The 22,350-nt window shown below is 61.2% G+C and carries 14 protein-coding genes and 1 pseudogene; 4 read left to right on the plus strand and 11 right to left on the minus strand.

The window, feature by feature from the left end:
- Nucleotides 1-270: 270 nt before the first annotated feature.
- Nucleotides 271-606, plus strand: a complete 336-nt coding sequence (locus ACZZ0K_RS14335; protein ID WP_041478521.1) for a BrnA antitoxin family protein — start codon at nucleotides 271-273, stop codon at nucleotides 604-606.
- Here the strand turns inward: ACZZ0K_RS14335 and ACZZ0K_RS14340 are convergent.
- The 10 genes from ACZZ0K_RS14340 to ACZZ0K_RS14385 form a co-directional block, all read right to left on the minus strand.
- Entirely contained in the window at nucleotides 603-1,436 is an 834-nt protein-coding gene (locus tag ACZZ0K_RS14340) for an arylamine N-acetyltransferase family protein (RefSeq protein WP_258707883.1), read from the minus strand. The two genes, ACZZ0K_RS14335 and ACZZ0K_RS14340, sit on opposite strands and share 4 nt — an antisense overlap.
- 100 nt (nucleotides 1,437-1,536) lie before the next feature.
- Nucleotides 1,537-2,331 (minus strand): exodeoxyribonuclease III, encoded by a 795-nt coding sequence (xth, locus tag ACZZ0K_RS14345; RefSeq protein WP_258707882.1) that lies wholly within the window; start codon nucleotides 2,329-2,331, stop codon nucleotides 1,537-1,539.
- 83 nt (nucleotides 2,332-2,414) lie between these two features.
- On the minus strand, nucleotides 2,415-3,857 hold the full coding sequence (locus tag ACZZ0K_RS14350; RefSeq protein ID WP_110646436.1) for a mechanosensitive ion channel family protein: 1,443 nt from the start codon (nucleotides 3,855-3,857) through the stop codon (nucleotides 2,415-2,417).
- Between the two features lie 328 nt (nucleotides 3,858-4,185).
- Nucleotides 4,186-5,052: a pirin family protein gene (locus tag ACZZ0K_RS14355; protein WP_258707881.1), complete on the minus strand. Its 867-nt coding sequence runs from the start codon at nucleotides 5,050-5,052 to the stop codon at nucleotides 4,186-4,188.
- A 158-nt stretch (nucleotides 5,053-5,210) separates the two neighbouring features.
- Nucleotides 5,211-8,417: a transporter substrate-binding domain-containing protein gene (locus ACZZ0K_RS14360; RefSeq protein WP_463559154.1), complete on the minus strand. Its 3,207-nt coding sequence runs from the start codon at nucleotides 8,415-8,417 to the stop codon at nucleotides 5,211-5,213.
- A 10-nt stretch (nucleotides 8,418-8,427) separates the two neighbouring features.
- On the minus strand, nucleotides 8,428-9,060 hold the full coding sequence (locus tag ACZZ0K_RS14365) for a response regulator transcription factor (RefSeq protein WP_258707879.1): 633 nt from the start codon (nucleotides 9,058-9,060) through the stop codon (nucleotides 8,428-8,430).
- Between the two features lie 125 nt (nucleotides 9,061-9,185).
- Entirely contained in the window at nucleotides 9,186-9,620 is a 435-nt protein-coding gene (locus tag ACZZ0K_RS14370) for an ANTAR domain-containing protein (protein ID WP_041478514.1), read from the minus strand.
- Nucleotides 9,621-9,849: 229 nt separating this feature from the next.
- The gene (gene mgtA / locus ACZZ0K_RS14375) at nucleotides 9,850-12,549 is read right to left on the minus strand and encodes a magnesium-translocating P-type ATPase (protein WP_258707878.1); all 2,700 of its coding nucleotides are present in this window, start codon (nucleotides 12,547-12,549) and stop codon (nucleotides 9,850-9,852) included.
- Nucleotides 12,550-13,224: 675 nt separating this feature from the next.
- Nucleotides 13,225-14,562: a lysine N(6)-hydroxylase/L-ornithine N(5)-oxygenase family protein gene (locus tag ACZZ0K_RS14380; protein ID WP_258707877.1), complete on the minus strand. Its 1,338-nt coding sequence runs from the start codon at nucleotides 14,560-14,562 to the stop codon at nucleotides 13,225-13,227.
- 133 nt (nucleotides 14,563-14,695) lie between these two features.
- Complete coding sequence (locus tag ACZZ0K_RS14385) at nucleotides 14,696-15,178, minus strand: sigma-70 family RNA polymerase sigma factor (RefSeq protein WP_016773904.1); 483 nt, start codon at nucleotides 15,176-15,178, stop codon at nucleotides 14,696-14,698.
- 280 nt (nucleotides 15,179-15,458) lie between these two features.
- Between ACZZ0K_RS14385 and ACZZ0K_RS14390 the strand changes: the two genes are divergently transcribed.
- Genes ACZZ0K_RS14390 through ACZZ0K_RS14400 form a run of 3 tightly spaced genes read left to right on the plus strand, consistent with a single transcriptional unit; the run spans nucleotide 15,459 to nucleotide 19,995 of the window.
- A complete protein-coding gene (locus ACZZ0K_RS14390) occupies nucleotides 15,459-16,622 on the plus strand; it encodes an efflux RND transporter periplasmic adaptor subunit (RefSeq protein WP_258707876.1) in 1,164 nt (387 codons plus the stop codon).
- The gene (locus ACZZ0K_RS14395) at nucleotides 16,623-18,593 is read left to right on the plus strand and encodes a MacB family efflux pump subunit (RefSeq protein WP_258707875.1); all 1,971 of its coding nucleotides are present in this window, start codon (nucleotides 16,623-16,625) and stop codon (nucleotides 18,591-18,593) included.
- A gap of 7 nt (nucleotides 18,594-18,600) precedes the next feature.
- Entirely contained in the window at nucleotides 18,601-19,995 is a 1,395-nt protein-coding gene (locus ACZZ0K_RS14400) for an efflux transporter outer membrane subunit (protein WP_258707874.1), read from the plus strand.
- Nucleotides 19,996-20,574: 579 nt separating this feature from the next.
- Here ACZZ0K_RS14400 and pvdP read toward each other — a convergent pair.
- Nucleotides 20,575-22,199 (minus strand): annotated as a pseudogene (pvdP, locus tag ACZZ0K_RS14405) (pyoverdine maturation tyrosinase PvdP).
- Nucleotides 22,200-22,350 lie beyond the last annotated feature (151 nt).

Raw genomic sequence — 22,350 nt, forward strand, 5'->3', positions numbered from 1 at the left:
ACACTGTATTCAATACTCAGGACAAATGTCCATAGAGTTGTATACAACTTGTCAGTCACATAATGGTTAGGTAGCCATCCAACCTTCTAGTCTGCGCTTCTTGCCCCAACAAATTCGGCAACACATCCCCGCTGCGCTCGCGCCAGTGCCCACTAGGCTGAAGTGTCTACTGCGACCGACGGTGTAGTTGCGCTCTTTTTTATGCATATAAAGTATGCATAATGAAATTGAGGAGATTCAGTTACGACCGGAGTTAAGGAGGCTTGACCGATGAAAGACGAATATGACTTTTCCGCAGGTAAACGCGGCGCAGTAGTGCCGAACAAGGGCAAGACCCGCATCACCATCATGCTTGATGACGCGGTGATCGAAGCGGCGCGTACCGCCGCAGAAACCGAGGGCTTTGGCTACCAGACTGTGATCAACAACACCCTGCGCCATGCTCTGCTTGATGGCGCACGCCAACAGGAAAGCGCTGACGATTCAGGTCTGACGGGGCAATTCAAGAAAGGCATCACCGCCACCGATCTCAAGAGTCTCGAGAGAAAGCTGTCAGCGGCAATCGGGGAGATCCGTCGCGTATTGGAGCCTGATGTAAAGCCTTAGATGGAGGCTGGCGCGATTACCCGAGCCAGCGCTTGCCGCACACGCGGTGAATCAGGCACCTGAAGATCAAACTCACGCCGCAGCAATTTCATCAGCTCGTCGACATCCGCCACCTCGCGCCGCTCACTGTCCGCGCCCATGTGATGAATGGCAAAACTGCCGTTGTTCAGGGTTTTGCGCCAACCAGCGCCGGTGCGCGCCAGCATCAGGCGCTGGGCAAAAGGTGACTCGGGATGCGTCGAGACGTACCAGTTGCCAACGGTGTAATCGATGTCTTCCTGGCGTTGCAAATCGAACAGGTACATCGGCCGCCATTCACCTGCGACCTGGGCGCGCAGCAGGTAGCCTTCGTTCTGCTTGTCGATGCGGTAGGGTTCGTGCGGGGTTAGTTGCTCATGTTCACTGTCGAGCAGCAGCGGTGCGGTCGGCACCATGCCGCCAAAGCCGACGTCGGTGATGTAACGCACTGTGTCGATGGTCACCAGACTCAAACGATGGGTGCGCGCCGTCCAGCTGCCTTCCGGTTGATTCATCACCACGCGCCCGCTGATCGCCCGCGCGTCGAAGCCCAATTCAAGCAGCAGCGCATAAAAGAAATGATTGAGCTCATAGCAGTAGCCGCCCCGCCCCTGCTGCAGCACCTTGCTTTCGATGGAGTCCAGGTCGATCGACACCGGTTCACCCATGATCGTAGCCAGATTTTCGAAAACAAATTCGGCGGTATGGCGCAGTTGCAACTGACGCAACGTATCCAGTGTCGGTGGCGGCGGCGCATCGAAACCCAAACGTTGCAGATACAGATTGGTATTGCTCAGCCGTAGCGCACTCATTGCTCGATCCTTATGCATGGGCCGCAGAACACTGCGTGGATGTTGCCCTGTATACGGGATCAGGCACGGCTTTCGACAATTGATTTCGCCAATCGCCCGCTCAGCGCTTTTTCCGCGAAGCGATGCGAATCCATGTCGGTGCATGGTCGCTGGCGTGCGGTTCGTTGCGCACCCAGGCGTCGACGCCGGCATCGTGCAGATACGGGCTCAATGCCGGGTTGAGCAGCAGGTGGTCGATGCGCAGGCCGGAGTTGGTTTGCCAATGATTGCGGAAGTAATCCCAGAAGGTGTAGATGCGTTCTTCGGGATACACGTGGCGCAGGGAATCGGTCCAGCCCTGGCCCAGCAGGCGCTGATAGCACTCGCGGCTTTCGGGTTGCAACAAAGCGTCCTTGAGCCAGGATCGCGTGTTGTAGATGTCCATGTCGGTGGGCACGACATTGAAGTCACCGGCGAGCACCACCGGGTGATCGCTGCGTTGCAGGTCTTTGGCGTAATTGATCAGACGCTCGAACCAGGCCAGTTTGTAATCGAATTTCGGCCCCGGCTGCGGGTTGCCGTTGGGCAGATACAGGCAACCGACCAGCACACCGTGCACCGCCGCTTCGATATAGCGGCTGTGCGTGTCATCGGGATCGCCGGGCAAACCGCGTCGACTCTCCAGCGGCTGCGCATCACGCGCCAGAATCGCCACGCCATTCCATGACGCCTGGCCCTGCCAGATCGCGCCGTAACCGACGGCCTCCAGTTCGGCGGCGGGAAATGCGCTGTCCACCGACTTGAGCTCTTGCAGGCAGACGATGTCCGGTTGGTCGCGCTTGAGCCATTCCAGCAGATTCGGCAGCCGCGCGCGCATGCCATTGACGTTGAAGGTGGCGATTCGCAGGTTTTTCATCGTCTGCAACTCCTGCCCGGTGGGATTGCAAATTGTGACCCTGAAAACGCCGCGCAGGTTGCATCGAATGACAATGCGACAGCTCAGACGCGATTACGCAGCCATTGCAGGAAGCCTCTTTTCGGCGCGACCACGGGCGCGTCCTCGGTCAGCGACTGCGCCTTGTGCAGGCGGAAATCGAGCAACGCCTGCATCGCATCATGGATGTCATGGCGCGCGTCCAGGCACGGTTTCAGGTAGGACTTCTCGATGCGATACAGGGCGCAGAAAGTCTTCGCGGAAAAATCCGCCGGCAACGCGGTGTCGGAAAGAATCCCGGCCTCGCCGATCACCTCGCCCGGCCCCATGCGCCCGGATTCCAGGGGTGCACCATGGCGCTTGAGCGTCACCGACACCACGCCGGATTCAATGATGAACAAATGATCGCTGACCTCCCCGCCCGCCAGAATCGTTTCGCCGGCGCGGAAGGTTTGCAGGGTCATGTTCTGGCTGAAGGTGTCTTTTTCTTCCTCGCGTAGGGTCGAGAAGATCGGTGAGCTTTCCAGCAGCGCCCGTGGCCGCGACAACTGCGGCGCGGCGCTGGTCTCGTTGCTCGACAGCAGATTGACCCCGGACGCCTGCAAATGCCGGTAAGCGAGGTCGAACAACTGATTACGCACCACGCGCTTCTCGCCCATCGAAGCGACAAATCCACTGATTTCGTATTCCGCGCCGCCGCTGGCAGAACTCTTCAACGACACGCTCGGCGCCGGTGTGTCGAGCAATTGCCGACAACCCTGCATTGCCCGCTCCAGCGCCTCGATTACCGAACTGGGCCGGGCATGGGGGCTGACAGGCACGCTGACGGAAACGCCGAACATATTGCTCGGTCGGCTGAAGTTGATGATTTTGGCTTTCGCCGCCAGCGAGTTGGGTATCACGGCCATGCTGCCCTGACTGGTTTGCAGACGCGTGGCGCGCCAGTCGATGTCGGTGACGCGGCCCTCGGTGCCGTCGATGGAGATCCAGTCATCGAGTTGATAGGGCTTGGTGGTGTTGAGGACGATGCCGGAGAACACGTCGCTCAAGGTGCTCTGCAAGGCCAGACCGACAATGATCGCCAACGCGCCGGACGTCGCCAGCACGCCTTTGACCGGCAGATCGAGCACGTACGCCAGCGCCGCAATGATCGCGATGAGGAAAATCACCGCGCCGAGCAAGTCCTGCAACAGCCGGCCGGTGTGGCCGACCCGCTGCATCATCACCGCGCCGATCAACACCGTCAGGGTGCGTGCACCAAACAGCCACCAGCCGATCTGCAACCCGGTCGCTGCCAGATGCAGCGGCACGTTGTCGGCCCACGGCGCCGGCTCCATCGGGTTGAGGCCTTCGTTGAACAGCACAATGCTGAACAGGGCGAAAATCAGCACCCGCACCAGCAGCTTCCATTCGCTGCCGCGAGAGCTGATCAGCCGCCACAGGCCAAGATCGAGCAGGATCAGGATCAACGCGCTAAACAACGGGTGTTCGGTCAGCAGAGACAGCATCAAACAACTCCGACAAAGGCCAATCACGAGAAGATCGCACAGATTGGCACAGTGTAGGAGCAATTGATTTCGGCGGATGAACCGCCGCTTGAAAACACTGCGAAACCCTGTAGGAGCTGACGAAGGCTGCGATCTTGAGGCTGTGGGACGCGGAGCGTCCCGGCTGCATTCCCACGCAGAGCGTGGGAACGATCAGACGCTGAAAAACCTGTGGGAGCGAGCCTGCTCGCGAAGGCGTCCTGTCAGTCACTACCTCTTCGACTGAATCAGAGCATTCGCGAGCAGGCTCGCTCCCACAGGGAGTTTCAGTTGCCAGTAAAGCTCGGGGTCAGGCGTGCATCTGGCCAAAGCGCCCGGACTGGAAGTCGGCGAAGGCCTGATGAATTTCCTGCTCGGTGTTCATCACAAACGGGCCATGGCCGACGATCGGTTCGTCGATCGGCTCGCCGCTGAGCAGCAATACCACCGCGTCTTCGCTGGCCTGGAGAGTGAGTCGATCACCGTCGCGTTCGAACAGCGCCAACTGCCCGACCCCTACCGATTCCGCGCCGTTGACCTGCACCGAACCCTTCAACACCACCAGTGCGGTGTTGCGTCCTTCGTGCAGATCAAGCGTCAGCAGCTTGCCGGCAGTGAGGCGCAGATCCCAGACATCGATCGGCGTGAAGGTGCGCGAAGGTCCGGTGTGCCCGTCGAATTCACCGGCGATCAGACGCAGGCTGCCGGCGTTGTCCTTGAGCGCGATGCTGGGAATGTCGCGGTCGAGAATGGTCTGGTAACCCGGCGCGGCCATTTTGTCCTTGGCCGGCAGGTTGACCCACAGCTGGACCATTTCCAGCTTGCCGCCGGTTCTGGCGAAATTCTCCGAATGAAACTCTTCATGGAGGATGCCGGACGCTGCGGTCATCCACTGCACGTCGCCCGGGCCGATGGTGCCGCCGCTGCCGGTGGAGTCGCGGTGTTGCACTTCGCCGTCGTAAACGATGGTCACGGTTTCAAAACCACGGTGCGGATGCTGGCCGACGCCACGCTGTTCAGTGGTCGGGGTGAATTCGGCGGGACCGGCGTGATCGAGCAGCAGAAACGGGCTGATGTGCTTGCCCAGGTTGTCGTAAGAGAAAAGTGTGCGCACCGGGAAACCATCGCCGACCCAATGGCCGCGCGGGCTGGTGTAAATGCCGATGATGTTTTTCATGGGGTCTCCAATGGGTAAATGCATTGGATTAAGCCTAAAGGCATATCGAATATTCGACTAGACGGTGAAAACCGGCTTGAGTGTTCCATGTGCAGAACAATTGGGTCAGCAGCGCGCATTTCGCGAGCAGGCTCGCTCCCACAGCAGACTGCATTGGTTCAGAGGCACCGTGCGAGGCCGTGCATGGCGTCGCGCAGCTTGCCGATGGCACGCTCGATAAACGCGTTATCACCGTCTCGGCACGCCGTGTCCAGATCTGCACACGCCGCAACAACCCGCGCAGCGCCGACCATTTGCGCGCCGCCCCTGATGCGATGGGCCAGCTCACGCAGGCCGTTGCGGTCGCCGACGTGGATATGATCCAGAGCCTGGAGATCATCACGCAGGCTGTTGCCGACTTCCTTGCGCAAACGCTCGATCAACGAGTGATCGGTCCCGGCCATCTGCTCCAGGGCACTCAGGTCAATCTCGACCGACTCGGCGCCAGGCGGTTCATCTTCGTGAAGCTCGCAACGGCGGGCGCCGTTCATGGCTTCAGCCAGATCATGCAAGCGAATCGGTTTGAACAGGCAGCCGTCCATGCCGGCATCCAGACAGCGCAGGCGCTCTTCGATCTGCGCGTTGGCCGTAAAACCGAGGATCAGACAGGGCCTGCGGCCGCTGGCGGCTTCTTCGTTGCGAATCGCCTGTGCCAGTTCATAGCCATTGCGTCGCGGCATGTTGCAGTCGGTGATCACCACATCGAAGGCCTGGGTTCGCCAGCGGTCCAGCCCCTGTTCGCCATCGCCCACATCTACCGTGCGATGCCCGAGTTCGCTCAATTGCCAGCACATCAGCAAGCGATTGACCGGGTGATCGTCCACCACCAACACGCTTAATACACACGTCGCGGCTGCCGCCTCGGGCGTTGCCAGTGTGGTCGTCACCGACGTCAGCAGCGGCAACTGGATATTGATTTTTACTCGCGTGCCTTGCCCGAGATCACTATCGAGACCCAGCGTGCCGCCCATCATTTCGCAGAGGTTACGGCTGATCACCAGCCCCAGGCCGGAACCGCTGCGCGCCGCTTGGAGGCTATTGCTCGCTTGAACGAACGGGCTGAACAGGCGCTTTTGATCTTCAGCACTTATACCGATGCCGCTGTCTTCGATCAGCACTTGCACACTCACTTGCTCGTGCGATATCGCAACGATCTGCAGACGCAGGCTGACCTCGCCTGCCTCGGTGAATTTGATCGCATTGCTCAACAGGTTGGACAGCACCTGTTTGAAGCGCGTCGGATCGATCAGCACATCCACGTCGGCGCGCGGATCAAGCTCGATGCGCCACAACAAGCGTTCCTGCCGCGCCAGCCCTTCGAACACTCGACATACCGACGACACCGTCTCCCGCAGGTTGGCCCGCTCGGGCGCGAGGGACAAGTGCCCCGATTCGATACGAGCGATATCGAGAATGTCGCCAATCAACGCCAATAATTGCTGGCCGGCATTCGACGCCACCTGAATGGCGAGTCGATCGGTCACGCCCTCCTCTGCGCGCTTGAGGGCCAGTTCGAGCATGCCGATCAGGGCGTTCATCGGCGTGCGGATCTCGTGGCTCATGGTCGCCAGAAAAGTACTCTTGGCCCTACTGGCTTCGTCCGCCGCGTCCTTGGCCTGTTGCAGTTGCAGCAACCATTGCTGACGCTGGTGGATCTGCCGGCGCTGCCAGCCAATCCACAGCAGTGCCAACAGAAGCAAGGCAGCTGCGCTGGCGAAACCCAGCAGAATCTCCTGACGGTGGCGCAGCCAGTAGCTGTTCTCGACCACTACATCGTGGCTCCAGCGCTCGACCAGTTCATCCATTTGCTGCGGCGCAATGCTCAGTAACGCCTTGTTCAGGATCGAGTGCAGCAATGCCGATTGCGGCGCCGTGGCCAATGCGATGCGCGCCGGCTGATCGCCAACGGTGCCGGTAATTCGCAGGCGATCGCGGTACTGCCGGGCAATCAGAAAACGCGCCACCAGCAACGAGCTCACCGTTACGTCGACCTGTCCTCGGGCAATCAGCGCCATGCCTTCGGCGGGGCTTTTCACTTCGACCAGACGTAGTCCGGGCACGCGTTGCAGCAGGTATTCGCGCAACGGGTGGCCGCGATAGATGGCCAGGCGTTTGCCCGCCAGGTCGTCGAGCGGCAATGGATGTGGCCCGTTCGCCGCACTGACCAGCACGAACGGATTGTTCAGATAGGCGCGGGTGAATTGCAGCTGCGCTTCCCGCTCGGTGCTCGGCGTCACCACCGGCAGGACATCAAGTTCACCCGCCTGGAGCTGCTCGAACTGATCGTTCAACGAGGTGCCACGCACGATCTCGAAATTCAGCCCGCTGCGCTGGGCGATGAGGCTCAACAACTGCGCTGCCAGGCCGTTGAAGCGTCCCTCGGCATCGAAAAACGCCAACGGTGCGAAGTCTTCGACCGCGCCCACTCGCACCACCGGGTGCTGATCAAACCACTGCTGTTCAGCGGCGCTGAGCTGTACCCGCGACTGCTCGGCCATCTCGGCAAGGCCGACACTCCAGCGCTGTTCGATCAGATGCCGACGCTCCATGGGTACCGCCAGCAAGGCCTTGTCGACGATGCGTTTGAGCACCACATCGCTGCGCAATAACGCAAAGGCGAACGGATTGGCATCAAGCCCCGACGGCCCGGCCAATTGCAGGTCGTTGCGATAGTTGGTGTTGATCAGATAATTGGCGCTGATGAAGTCGCCCAGGTACACGTCGTCGGCACCGAAGGCGACCGCGCCGAGTGCATCCATGGCCGAAGCATAAAGCTGCACGTGGGCGCCGGGGTAGAACGCCTGAACATGGGCCAGTGGCAGGTAATCCTCGACCATGGCGATGCGTTTGGCCGTCAGGTCGGCGGGCAGCTTCTCGTCGTGGCGCGTGACCAGCATAGGCTGATCTTCAGCATACGGCCGCGACAGAACAAAGGCCGGATCCGCCGCTTCGAAACTGTTCGAGGTGCCCAAGAGATCAACGTCGGCGCGCTTGAGTGCGGCCATCAGTGCCGGCCGATCGGCAAAACGCCGCACTTCGATCCTGATGCCGAGCAGTTGCGCCAGCAGATCGGCGTAATCGGCGGTCAGCCCTTCCAGCTCATGCTGTTGGCGGGTTATTTCGAAGGGCGGGTAATCCGGGCCGGAGATGCCCATGCGCAAGACTGGATGCTCACGCAGCCACTGGCGTTCCCTATCATCGAGGCGGACCTGGATACCCCCCGGTTCGAGGCGCGCCAGCACCTCCAGCGTCTGCGGCTGATCATTCGCCCAGACCAAGGCCACAAGCCCCAGCCAAATCCCCAAAACCCGCAGTCCCTGCGTCATGTCGAGGTACTCAGATCAAGTGATTGCGCTTGGCGAACTCACGCAGGAGCACCAGCGAACCCAGGCCAAGTTTCGCCATCATGCGGGTCTTGTAGGTGCTGACGGTCTTGTGACTCAGGTGCATCTCCTGGGCGATGGCTTTGTTTGGTTTGCCCAACGCCAGGTTCACGAAAATGCACAACTCTCGATCGGACAGCTGAGCGATCAGCTCCTGTTCAGTGCGTTGCACCGCGTTGTACAGACAGCTGGTATTGGGCAACGCAGAGAAATAGGTGTGGCCGGACATCAGCGCCTTGATAGCATCGTGCAGCAGCGTCAGATGATTGCTCTTGGTCACGTAACCCCGCGCGCCCGCGCGCAGACAGCGCTCCTGGTAATGCGTGGGCTCATGCATGCTGAACACCAGGATCCGGCAGCGTGCCGTCGGCGCTTTGATCTGGATTCGCGCCAGCACTTCCAGCCCGTCCATGGACCCCAACCCGAGATCGAGCACGACCAGGTGCGGATCATGCGCGCAAATCAACGGCACGACTTCATTGCCATTGGACGCTTCATGAATCTGCGTGAAGCCTTGAGCCTGCAGGACAATGCGAATGGCCGCGCGCACGACTGGGTGATCATCGACGATCAGCGCTGACTTCATTGGTACTCCTGCAAAATCGAAGACACCGCAACAGTCTGTCCCGGAGTCGGTGGCTGCGCCGGCACTGTTACATGGAAGAGCAAGAGAATCACCTGTCAGGTCTGACAGTTGTGCAGAGTGGTTTTTTATGCATTGGCATGGCGCAACGACGCGTGAGAGTCGGGCGGTGCCTGGCGTTCGTCGCAAGCTTCGACTCTCGCCATCACCTGCCCGATGAGCTGTGAATTGGGCAATGGCGTCGGGCTGATCTGCGCGTTTTCCTGAGCAAACCCCGCAACCGCCAGCAAGGGCGCCGACGGTTCGTTGTAGATCAAAGCGTGGCGAACCTGTGGGTGATCGAGCAGAAAGCCCGACAGATCCAGGGAGCCTGCCGCCAGCTCGGCATTGATCACCAATACATCGAACGGCTCGCAGCCGTAGTCGACCAGGGTCAACAATTCGCCGAGATTCTGCACCGGGGCGACGCGGTAGTAGCCGAGCGAGTTGAACAGGCGCTCGATTTTCATGCGATGAAAATGCTGCGGGTCGGCGATCAGGATGCGCAACGCTTTGTTGCTCATGGTCATTCTCCCGGTGAGGTTTGGGGAGGGCAAGACTACGCAAGCGTCGGGGATAGCTCTGTAGGACTTTTCCTAAAAAGCAGGCCATTCATCCGGCGCCCCAGACGCACCAATATCCCCTGTGGGAGCGAGCCTGCTCGCGAAGGGGCTATACCAGTCAGAGACGTATTGACTGACACGGCGCCTTCGCGAGCAGGCTCGCTCCCACAGGGAGAGCATTCCATGGCTGCTATTGCCAGCCGAATCTACGGATGTAGAAGCCCTTCACTGCCTGGGTCAGGGCCATGTACGCGAGCAGAATCATTGGCAGAAACGCGAAATACAGCGACGGCAATGCCTGCAACTTGAAGTAATGCGCCAGCGGGCCCATGGGCAGGAAGATGCCGACTGCCATGATAATCGCCGTCATCACCATCAGCGGCATGGCGGCGCGGCTTTGCAGGAACGGAATCTTCGGCGTGCGGATCATGTGCACGATCAGCGTCTGGGTCAGCAACCCGACCACGAACCAGCCGGACTGGAACAGTGTCTGGTGATCCGGGGTATTGGCGTCGAACACGTACCACATCAAGGCGAATGTCGTGATGTCGAAGATCGAACTGATCGGGCCGAAGAACAGCATGAAACGCCCGACGTCAGCCGGCTGCCAGCGCTGCGGCTGTTTCAGCATCTCTTCGTCGACGTTATCGAACGGAATGGCAATCTGCGAAATGTCGTACAGCAGGTTTTGCACCAGCAGGTGCATCGGCAGCATCGGCAGGAACGGGATGAACGCGCTGGCGACCAGCACCGAGAACACATTGCCGAAGTTGGAACTGGCAGTCATCTTGATGTACTTGAGCATGTTGGCGAAGGTACGCCGCCCTTCGAGCACGCCCTCCTCCAGCACCATGAGGCTTTTTTCCAACAGGATGATGTCCGCCGCTTCCTTGGCGATGTCCACCGCGCTGTCCACGGAAATGCCGATGTCGGCGCTGCGCAGCGCCGGCGCGTCGTTGATGCCATCGCCCATGAACCCGACCACATAGCCGTTGCCCTTGAGCACACGGACGATGCGCTCCTTGTGCGACGGCGTGAGTCTGGCGAAGACGTTGGTCGTCTCGACCGTTACGGCCAGTTCGCTGTCGCTCATGCGCTCAATGTCATTGCCCAGCAGCAAACCCTGTTGCGCGAGGCCGACCTCGCGGCAGATCTTTGCTGTGACCAGTTCGTTGTCACCGGTCAACACCTTCACCGCCACGCCATGCTCGGCCAAGGCCTTGAGCGCTGGCGCGGTGCTTTCCTTGGGTGGATCGAGGAACGCCACGTAACCGATCAGCGTCAGCTCTTGTTCATCGGCCAGGCTGTAAATCTCGCGACCGTCAGGCATCGAGCGAGCCGCGACCGCCACCACGCGCAGACCTTCGGCGTTGAAAGCGCCGGTGACCTGGCGAATCCGTGCCAGCAATTCATCGCTCAAAGCCTCATCAACTTCGCCGTGACGCACCCGGCTGCACACCGCCAGCACTTCTTCCACCGCGCCTTTGCAGATCAGTTGATGGGGCTGACCGCGGCGCTCCACGACCACCGACATGCGCCGGCGATTGAAGTCGAAGGGGATCTCATCGACCTTGCGAAAGGCGCTGCCGACTTTCAATTCGCGATGGATTTCCACGTGCTCGAGCACGGCGACATCCAGCAGGTTTTTCAGGCCGGTCTGGTAGTAGCTGTTGAGGTAGGCCAGTTCCAGCACATGGTCAGAATCCTCACCCCAGACATCGACATTACGCGCCAGAAAGATCTTGTCCTGCGTCAGGGTTCCGGTCTTGTCTGTGCACAGCACGTCCATGGCGCCGAAGTTCTGGATCGCGTCGAGGCGTTTGACGATGACTTTTTTGCGCGACAGGAACACGGCGCCTTTGGCCAGGGTCGAGGTGACTATCATCGGCAGCATTTCCGGAGTCAGGCCGACGGCAATCGACAGCGCGAAGAGCAGCGCTTCGCTCCAGTCGCCCTTGGTGAAACCGTTGATGAACAGCACCAGCGGCGCCATGACGAACATGAAGCGGATCAGCAGCCAGCTGACCTTGTTGACCCCCTGCTGGAACGAGGTCACCGCCCGGTCCGTCGCGCCGACCCGTTGCGCCAGCGCACCGAAGTAGGTGCTGTTGCCGGTGGTGAGAATCAGTGCAATCGCGCTGCCGGACACGACGTTGGTGCCCATGAACAGAATGTTGTCCAGCTCCAGCGGGTTACGCGTGTCGCGATCGGTCTGCCGGGTGAATTTCTCCACCGGCATCGATTCACCGGTCATTGCTGCCTGGCTGACGAACAGATCCTTGGCGCTGAGCACGCGGCAATCGGCGGGAATCATGTCGCCGGCCGAGAGTACGATCAGATCGCCGGGCACCAGTTGTTTGATCGGCAGCTCCCGCCGTGGCACATCCCGGCGCAGCACCGTGGCGGTGTTGCTGACCATGGCTTTGAGCGCATCGGCGGCCTGATTGGATTTGCTCTCCTGCCAGAAGCGCAGCAGCGTCGACAGCACCACCATGGAGAAAATCACCACGGCCGCCTTGAGGTCTTCGGTCAGCCAGGAGATCACCGCGAGCAAGGTCAGCAGCAGGTTGAACGGATTTTTGTAGCAGTGCCACAGATGGGTCCACCACGGCAGCGGTTGCTCGTGCTCGACCTCGTTGAGGCCATGTTGCGCACGCAGTACATCGGCCTCGACCTCGGTGAGCCCCTCGCCTTGCGTGCCCAGCGCTGACAGCAACGCAGCGCTGTCTTCATGGGCGGCAGCGACCAGCGTGTTGGCCAGCGTCGGCGGCACTTCACGGTTGACCGATGTGTCATTGATCGAATCCAGCAACGCGAGTCGACGGAAGTGCCGGGCGATGTGGCGGCTGCGCAGAAAGCCTGCGAAAAATTCCTTGAGCGTGAGTTTCATGGCTGTGTCCCCTGTGGTCAGCCGGGAAACCGTCGAGCAGGTACCGCCGCGCCCTGGCACCGGGAAAACCGGCACGGCAAGGCGTGGCACGCCGGTCGGGAACGACAGGCGTGTCGATAGGCTGCGATGACGACTGAGGTCGCCATCACGCTTGGTTCAGCGTCGATGAGAAGGACGTCGAGACCCGTTCCGGAACGGGTCGTGCACGGGATGCCGCTGCTCGCTGTTACGGCGAGACAACGGCAGGGAAAGACTGCGCGTTATCTTGCCGAGAATCTGCCGGTGATCGAGACCGGCCGACAACTGTCACTCGAACAAGTACCCACTGTGGGTCTCCGCAATTGATGAAAACGCGCGCAGCTTACGCCCGCAGCGAAACGGCTGGAAGAGGTGTTTGCCGGGAATGTGGGGGGTGTTCAGCAAGGGTTCAGAATTTCCCCGCGATCGTTCCTACGCTCAGCGTAGGAACGCCTCATCGGACGCTCCGCGTTCGGCTTCTGAAAGGGACGCGGAGCGTCCGGGCTGCATTCCCACGCAGAGCGTGGGAACGATCATATGTGGGGCCATCCATGGCCCCTTCGCGAGCAGGCTCGCTCCCACATTTTGCCCTGCGTTCACAGATCCATTGTGGGAGCGAGCCTGCTCGCGAAAGCGGTGTGACAGGCGCCGCAGAACTCAGCTGGCAGTCGCCAACAGCAACTCCGCCACAGAACGGCTGTGCCCGCGCTGTTTGCCATGCTCGTACAACGAGCCAGCGATTTCGTCGGCGCGAATCGGCAGCACCGACAGCAGCGTATCGCTCAGGCCATGGCTGGCCTGGCAGAAGCCCTGCATATATATGCCGGCCTTGCAGCGCTCGTCGGTGATCAGTTTGTAGTTGCGATCGACTTCGAATTCGCCGAGGTATTCCTCCAGCGGCGCGAGCAATTTGCGGTGCATCTGGCGCTCGTAACCGGTGGCCAGCACCACGGCGTCGTAAATCCGCACTGTGACTTCGCCAGTGGCATTGTTGCGCACCGCCAGTTCGATGCCATTTGCCGTCGCATTGGCGCTTTCGACGGTGGTCAGGGTGCGGAAGGCATGGCGGGCAATCCCGGAAACCTTCTGCCGGTAGAAGATGCCGTAGATGCGTTCGATCAGGTCGATGTCGACCACCGAATAGTTGGTGTTGTGGTACTCGTTGACCAGACGCTCGCGCTCGACGCTGTTCTGCTGGAACACCAGATCAGTGAATTCCGGCGAGAACACTTCGTTGACGAACGGGCTGTCGTCCGCAGGCTTCAAGGCCGAGCCGCGCAGGATCATGTCGACCTGCACCGACGGGAATGAATCATTCAGATCGATAAAGGCTTCCGCCGCGCTCTGTCCGCCTCCGATGATGGCGATACTCATCGGTTGATTGTTCACGCACGGCTGTCTGGCCATTTGCGACAGGTATTGCGAATGGTGGAATACCCGATGATCGCCCTTCAGCGCCTTGAACGCCTCTGGAATGCGCGGTGTGCCGCCAGCGCTGACCACCACCGAACGTGTGGTACGCACGAATTGCTGGCCGTCGCTGCCCCGGGAAATCACCCGCAACGCTTCAACCTGCAGGTTGTGCAACACCGGTTCGATGAACTGCACTTCTTCACCGTAACGGCTCTGCTCGGTGAACTGCCCGGCCACCCAGCGCAGGTAGTCGTTGTACTCCATGCGGCATGGATAAAAAGTGCCGAGGTTGATGAAGTCGACCAGACGCCCGTGGTGCTTGAGGTAATTGACGAAAGAATACGGGCTGGTCGGATTGCGCAGGGTCACCAGGTCCTTGAGGAAGGAAATCTGCAACTCGCTCTGCGTCGACAATGTATTGCCGTGCCAGCTGTAGGTGGCCTGCTTGTCGAGGAACAGCACATCCAGTTCGCCCTGGATCCGGCCGCGCTCTTGCAGGGCGATGGCCAGTGCCAGGTTCGAAGGGCCGAAACCGACGCCGATCAGGTCGTGAACGATGGGCGATGCAATTGCCTGTGTCATTTCCAGTGTCCTCTGGATGAACCCCTCAACGCGGGGAAATAAAGCCTGGGTGGCCTGACCGGCCTGAATCAGGTCAGCAGGTCGTCTGTTGAGTAGGAACGAGGACGATGAAAGGAAATTTAACCGGCGCGGCTCACTGGCCATCCCATTGCTGGATGCGCAAGCGGCAATGTTTCATGGCGTTGACGATGTGTTTTTCCACCAGCGCCCGGGAGATGCCGAGGGTCTGGGCGATTTCCGGATGGGACATTCCTTCGATCTTGCGCAGCAGAAAACTGTCGCGGCACAGCGGCGGCAACTCGGCCAGTGCGCGCTGGAGCATTTCCAGGCGCTGTCCGTGATCAAGGGTGCCGTGAGGCGAGGGAGTGAAATAGCGCTCTTCGTTATCGAGCACGTCCAGCGATTCGACCTGCCGCAGCGCGTTGCGGCGGTGATCGTCAATAACCAGGTTCAACGCGGTGCGATAAAGGAAGGCCCGTGGTTGTTCGATCGGCACCTCGCTGGAGCGCTCCAGCACGCGTACGTAGGCGTCATGCACCACATCCTCGGCGACCTGACGGTTGCCCAGTCTGGCGTTGAGGAAACACACCAGCTCACGATAGTAGTTTTCCAACATGACTCCCGACCGCATCGATGCCGTTTCTGTCCTTGAGCGCACTGATCAGACCTGCGGATCACGCAGTAGCAAGATAGTGGCAACTTGAGGTGCGTAATTTATAGTAATTCTCATATAGATTTAAAGAGTTGATTCCATATCCCGGACAAATAGTCGTCGCCCGGCGTGCGGTAACTCGATGTGTCTGCGGCTAAATTCCGTCGCCCATGCCTCGTTTACAGGACAGCCCCTGTGTCTGTCGTGCCTTGCGACGGGCCGCAACCACTGGCCGGAACCCTGCATGAATCGTCCCCGCCCCGCCCGTCGCTCGCTGTTTGCCGCCCTCTGTCTGATTCCCGTGATCGCCGTTGCTGCCTGGCAGGTTTTGCCACCCGGTCGCGACGCCGTTGCCACTGTGCAGGTCAGCCGGGGCGATATCGAAAACAGCGTGACGGCGCTCGGCACCTTGCAGCCGCGCCGCTACGTGGATGTCGGCGCACAGGCTTCGGGGCAGATTCAGAAGATTCACGTCGAGGCTGGCGATACGGTCAAGGAAGGCCAGTTGCTGGTGGAAATCGACCCGTCGACACAGAAAGCCAAGCTGGATGCCGGGCGCTTTTCCATCGAAAACCTCAAGGCGCAGCTGCAGGAGCAACGCGCCCAGCACGATCTGGCGCAGCAGAAATACCAGCGCCAGCAGAAACTCGCCGCCGGTGGCGCCACCCGCGAGGAAGACGTGCAGACCGCCCGCGCCGAGGTTCGCGCAACCCAGGCGCGCATCGACATGTTCCAGGCGCAGATCCGCCAGGCCCAGGCCAGCCTGCGCAGCGACGAAGCGGAGCTCGGTTACACGCGCATCTACGCGCCGATGAGCGGCACCGTGGTCGCAGTCGGTGCGCGCGAAGGCCAGACCCTCAACGCGCAGCAACAGACCCCGCTGATCCTGCGCATCGCCCGACTGTCGCCGATGACGGTATGGGCCGAAGTTTCGGAGGCCGACATTGGCCACGTCAAACCGGGCATGACCGCTTACTTCACCACCCTCAGCGGTGGCACTCGGCGCTGGAGCAGCACGGTGCGGCAGATCCTGCCGGTGCCACCACGTCCGCTTGAACAGAATCAGGGCGGCAGCCCTACCAGTGGTCGCAGCGGCAGCGAACGCGTGGTTCTTTATACCGTGCTGCTCGACGTCGACAACGCCGATCACAGCCTGATGACCGACATGACCGCCCAGGTGTTCTTCGTCGCCGAACAGGCGCAAGACACTCTGACCGTGCCGACTGCCGCCCTGCAACCGGGCTCGCGTCCGCAGTGGCAGCGAGCGCAGATCGTCGCTGCGAACGGTGATATTCAGGCGCGCGAAGTACGCACCGGCATCAGCGATCGCCTGCGCACCCAGGTGCTCGAAGGTCTGGATGAGGGCGAGCATGTTCTCAGCGCGCCGGCCGCTGGCCATGGAGGCTGAATGCACACGCCCCTGATCGACCTGCGGCAGATCCGCAAAGCCTATGGCGGTGATGACAGCCCGCTGGTGGAAGTGCTGCGCGGGATCGATCTGTCGATCCACGCCGGCGAGTTCGTTGCCATCGTCGGCGCCTCCGGTTCGGGCAAATCGACGCTGATGAATATCCTCGGTTGCCTCGACCGTCCCACCAGCGGCGAGTATCTGTTCGCCGGGGAAAATGTCGCGCAGCTGGACAGCGATGAACTGGCCTGGCTGCGCCGCGAAGCCTTCGGGTTTGTCTTTCAGGGCTATCACCTGATCCCGTCCGGCTCGGCCCAGGAAAACGTCGAGATGCCAGCGATCTATGCCGGCACCCCGGCCGCCGAGCGGCATGCCCGAGCTCACGCACTGCTGGAACGTCTCGGCCTCGGCACTCGCACTGGCAATCGTCCGCATCAGCTTTCCGGCGGCCAGCAACAGCGGGTGTCGATCGCCCGTGCGCTGATGAACGGCGGCCACATCATCCTCGCCGACGAGCCGACTGGCGCCCTCGACAGCCACAGCGGCGCTGAAGTGATGACCCTGCTCGACGAACTCGCCGATCAGGGTCATGTGGTGATCCTCATCACCCACGACCGCGAAGTGGCGCAACGGGCCAAACGCATCATCGAAATCCGTGACGGCCTGATCATCAGCGACAGCGCCGAGCACGCGTGCGCGCCGCCTGCGGCCAATCCCGGGGCGTTGCAAGCGGTCGACCTGCGCCAGCGCCTGAGCAACGGCAGCAACCAGACCGGCGCCTGGAAAGGTGAACTGCTCGACGCTGTACAAGCGGCGTGGCGGGTGATGTGGATCAACCGCTTTCGCACGGCGCTGACCCTGCTGGGCATCGTCATTGGCGTGGCCTCGGTGGTGGTCATGCTCGCCGTCGGCGAAGGCAGCAAGCGGCAGGTCATGGCGCAAATGGGTGCGTTCGGCTCCAACATCATTTACCTCAGCGGTTCGGCGCCGAACCCGCGTACACCGGAGGGCATCATCACCCTCGACGACGTCGCCGAACTGTCCACCCTGCCCCAGGTGGAACGGATCATGCCGGTCAACGGCTCGACCGCCGGGGTGCGCTTTGGCAATGCCGACCACAGCAGTTACGTCGGTGGCAATGACACCAACTTTCCGCAGATTTTCAACTGGCCGGTGATCCAGGGCAGTTACTTCACCCAGGCCGACGAGGACAGCGCCGCCGCCGTCGCGGTGATCGGCACCAAGGTCCGCGACAAATTGCTCAAGGATGTCGCCGACCCCATCGGTCAATACATCCTCATCGAGAACGTGCCGTTCCAGATCCTCGGCGTGCTCGCTGAAAAAGGCGCCAGCTCCGGCGACTCCGATAGCGACAACCGCATCGCCGTGCCGTATTCGGCGGCGAGCACGCGCCTGTTCGGCAGCCGCAATCCGCAATACGTGGTGATTGCCGCGAAGGACGCGCGCAAGGTCAAGGACGCCGAACAGGCCATCGAACAGGCGATGTTGCGTCGGCACCACGGCAAGAAGGATTTCGAGCTGACCAACAATGCCGCGATGATCCAGGCCGAAGCGCGCACGCAAGGCACGCTGTCACTGATGCTGGGGGCGATTGCGGCGATTTCCCTGCTGGTCGGCGGTATCGGCGTGATGAACATCATGCTCATGACCGTACGCGAACGTACCCGCGAGATCGGTATTCGCATGGCCACCGGCGCCCGTCAGCGCGACATCCTCCGTCAGTTTCTCACTGAAGCCTTGATGCTCTCGGTGGTCGGCGGAATCGCCGGAATCGGCCTGGCGCTGCTGGTCGGCGGCGTGTTGTTGCTCAGCGGCGTGGCGATTGCCTTTCAAGCGCTGGCAGTGATCGGTGCGTTTGCCTGTGCGCTGGTCACCGGCGTCATCTTCGGCTTTATGCCGGCCCGCAAAGCTGCCCGGCTCGACCCGGTCACGGCCCTTACCAGTGAATGATCGACCTATGAAAGTGCGACTGACGTTCCTCGCCGCCAGCCTGTTGCTGGCAGCCTGCAGCAGCCCGGCGCCGCGCCTGGACAGCGGCGTGCAACCACCGAGCGCGTGGCAGTCCGCCGACAGCCACGGCGCGCTGCAGAGCAATCGACAATGGTGGACGCAATTCGGCAGCCCCGAACTGGAGCGGCTGGTGGAACAGGCGCGGCTGGGCAGCTACGACCTCGCCGCCGCCGTGGCACGGGTCAGACAGGCCGAGGCCAGCGCAACCATCGCCGGCGCCCCGCTGCTGCCCGAACTCAAGGCCGGGCTGAATGCCAATCGGCAGAAACTGATCCACGGCAAGGGCTACAGCCAATTGGATGTCAGTCCCGAGAATCGCTCGCTGGATTATTACGACGCCGAGCTCAGCGCCAGTTACGAAATCGATTTCTGGGGCGGCAAGCGTGCCGCGCGCGACAGTGCCGCGTTCGCTGTGCAGGCCAGCGAGTTCGACCGCGCCACCGTCGAGCTGACCTTGCTCAGCGGCGTCGCCAACAGTTACACCCAGGCCCTGGCCCTGCGTGAGCAGGCGCGCATCGCCGAACTCAATCTGGCCAATGCACAGAACGTGCTGCATCTGGTGCAGACCCGTTTCGACGCCGGCAGCGCCACCGCGCTGGAACTGGCCCAGCAGAAAAGCCTGGTGGCTGAACAACAGCGTCGCCTGCCGCTGGTGCAACAACAGGCCCGCGAAGCACTGATCAGCCTCGCCGCCCTGCTCGGCCAACCGGTGCAAGCGTTACCGTTGCCCGAGCAATCCTTCGCCCAATTGCACTGGCCGGACATCGCCAGTGGCGTGCCGAGCGACTTGCTCAGTCGGCGTCCGGACATTGCCAGCGCCGAGGCCAGACTGGCGGCGGCGCAGGCTGATGTCACCGTCGCCCGCGCCGCGATGCTGCCGAAAATCACCCTGACCGCCAGCCTCGGCAGCGGCGCCGACCTTGCCGCCGATTTGCTGCGCACGACGTTCTACAACCTGTCCTCGGGGCTGACCGCGCCGATCTTCAACAACGGCCGCCTCAGCGCCGAACGCGACAAGGCCAAGGCCCGACAGGACGAACTGCTGGAGACCTATCGCGGGGCAATCATCAACGGCTTCGCCGACGTCGAAAAAGCCCTCAACAGCATTCGTGGCCTCGACGAACAGCGGCAATGGCAAAGCGAAGAACTGAACCAGGCACAAACCGCCTTCGACATCGCCCAGAGTCGCTACCAGGCCGGCGCCGAAGACCTGCTCACCGTCCTGCAAACCCAGCGCACGCTGTATGCCGCGCAAGACCTGAACGTACAACTGCGCCTGTCGCGCTTGCAGGCGAGCATCGCCTTGTACAAAGCGCTGGGGGGTGGCTGGGAGGTGATCTGACGGAGATGCGTCGGCTGGACTGACGTCTTCGCGAGCAGGCTCGCTCCCACAGGGATCAGGGTAAATCTGCTGTTCATTCGTATCTTTGAGATAGCTATCGCGAGCAGGCTCGCTCCCACAGAAAAGCAAAGCAGCGCAGCTGCCCGCGGCGAAGCCGCCCCACTCAACAATGAGCGTTAGCTCGAGTGCTTTTGATCTTGATCTACCGGCGACGTCGGAAGGCTGAGCGGAGGGATTGATCCGGGGGTGGGAGCGCAGCGACCGTCTGGCGCAGCCAGACACAGCGGAAGGAGGTGCAGCGAAGCAAACCGTAGCCGCTGCGCCCGGATCGATCCCGCAGCGAAGGAACCCGAGCCTGCGAGGGCCGAACGCAGGAGCAAGCGTTTTTTTGCTTACTTTTTTAGGCGTTTGTAAAAAAGTGAGTCGCCGTAAGGGCGAAACCTTAGGTAGTCGTTACCGCAGCGATGGATATGTACTCACTCAAAATGCCCCCCACCGCCCCCAAAAAAGCCTCCGCGAGCAGGCTCGCTCCTACAAGGGATTGCGACCAATTCAGAGAGTGTGTGTGTTTGAACCAATCTAGAGCTGTCGGCCCTTGACCTTCAGGTGTCGCGCATACCAAGGGCGCTGTGGCACTTTGCGGAACAGCCCGGTCATGTTGTCTTCGTCGCCAAAAGTGATACGCAGCGCCAGCTTCATGGTCTCCGGGTCCATCTCCACTGAGTGTCCGACTTGCAGGCCGGGCACGGTGCTGCAGCCGTGGGTGTCGGGGCCGAGCCAGGGGTCGGCGACTTCCACCCAGCGTCCCGGCGCAAACCACGGCACGCCGTTGACTTCCAGACGGCTCACTTCGCCCGGGTGAAAACGTTCATGGGCGCGGAACCAGTCTTCCAGGCGGTCATCAATCCAGCCGTGGAAACGCCAGAACACCGGATTCACATGGGAGGAAAACGGATCACCGAGAAAGTCGTTTTCCGGCGCATACCAGCGCGCAGCGAAGTCCGCCTGATCGCGCGCCATCGGCACTGGAATGTCGTTGGATGGGTCACGCGCCACCGAAGCCCAGCGCATGTGCAGCCAGTCGTGCAGGCCCAGTTCGACTTCCGAACCGAACTGGCCAAGGGTCAATTTCGACAAATAACGCGGGTCACGGTACTGCGATTCCCAGACCAGGAAATTGCTCTGGAAAGTCTCCGCCGCTTTGATGTCGCTGACCCACTTGGTGTACTCGTCATCGCCCTCGGCCAGCCAGGTCGGCGGCAGCGAATTGCCGTCATGATTGTCGAAATAGCGGGCGAATCCCTGTCGGTCCCGCTCCAGCTCAGGCTGCGGCTGCGGGAACGCCGGCCAGGAAGGCAAATCCTGCATCGAGCGGGCGATGCCAAGCATGTGCCGGTGCATAAAGAAAAATCCACGCCCGAGCCATTGCGATCCTTGCTTGGCCCACGGGCGTCGCGCTCCTTGTCACGCGGCCCGGGCTGCCAGCCGATGCCGCGTAGCGCTTCGCGTTTTTTCTCCGAGAGCTTGTGCCACTTGTCGCGGGTGGCGTGCCAGAGCTGGTGGAACAACCGATGCTCGGGAGCCACCAGCCAAGCCAACAGTTGCGGATTAAGCCCGGTGCGTTCACGGGCCTCGGGAAAACGCCGCTTGATAGCGATGAATTGATTGTCCAGCTCGGGCAACGCCAACGGCCGGTCCAGACGCAGCACTTGCCCGGTGAACGTGGCGCTGCCGGCATTGCCGAACGCCGCCCAGACCTCATCCAGTTTGACTTTTAATTCATACACCGGCGGTGCAAGTGGCGCATCGGTGCGCAGCAGGCGCCAATACATCTCGGCGCCGTTGCCCGGTGCCAGATCGCCAACCACTTGATAACGCACAGGCCCTTCGGCACGCAGATTCGCTCCGGTGTCGAGATAACCGCGCAGGCCGCGCCCACGATGAGCGATGTCGAGAAACAGCTCCAGGCCTTGCGCCGGCAAACCATCAAGCCCGGCCGCCGCACCGGTAAAGCGAATGTCCCAGACCCCACGCAAATTGTCCGCCAGCTGTTGCCCGGCGGTGTCCGCCAGATCGACCGTGGCCTCGCCCGGGGTGATCGGAAACTCCTCGCGAGTCAGTTCACGATGTGCATAAAAAGCGGCAGGCAGCGCGGCGCCCGTGAGTGCCATGCCCGCCATGAACCAGCGTCGAGAGATCGTCATTGCCCTACCTGTGTCAGCCATGAAGCAGGCTTTATCCAAGCTAGAACGTTTGCTCGGCGGGGAAATTTACGCCGCCGGCAAAACATCCCTGCGCCGCCGCCGGGCATTTGTAACGCACACCTAAATTAGCCGTTCAGCCACTCGTTCTTCC

Source organism: Pseudomonas sp. AC255, assembly GCF_979258175.1.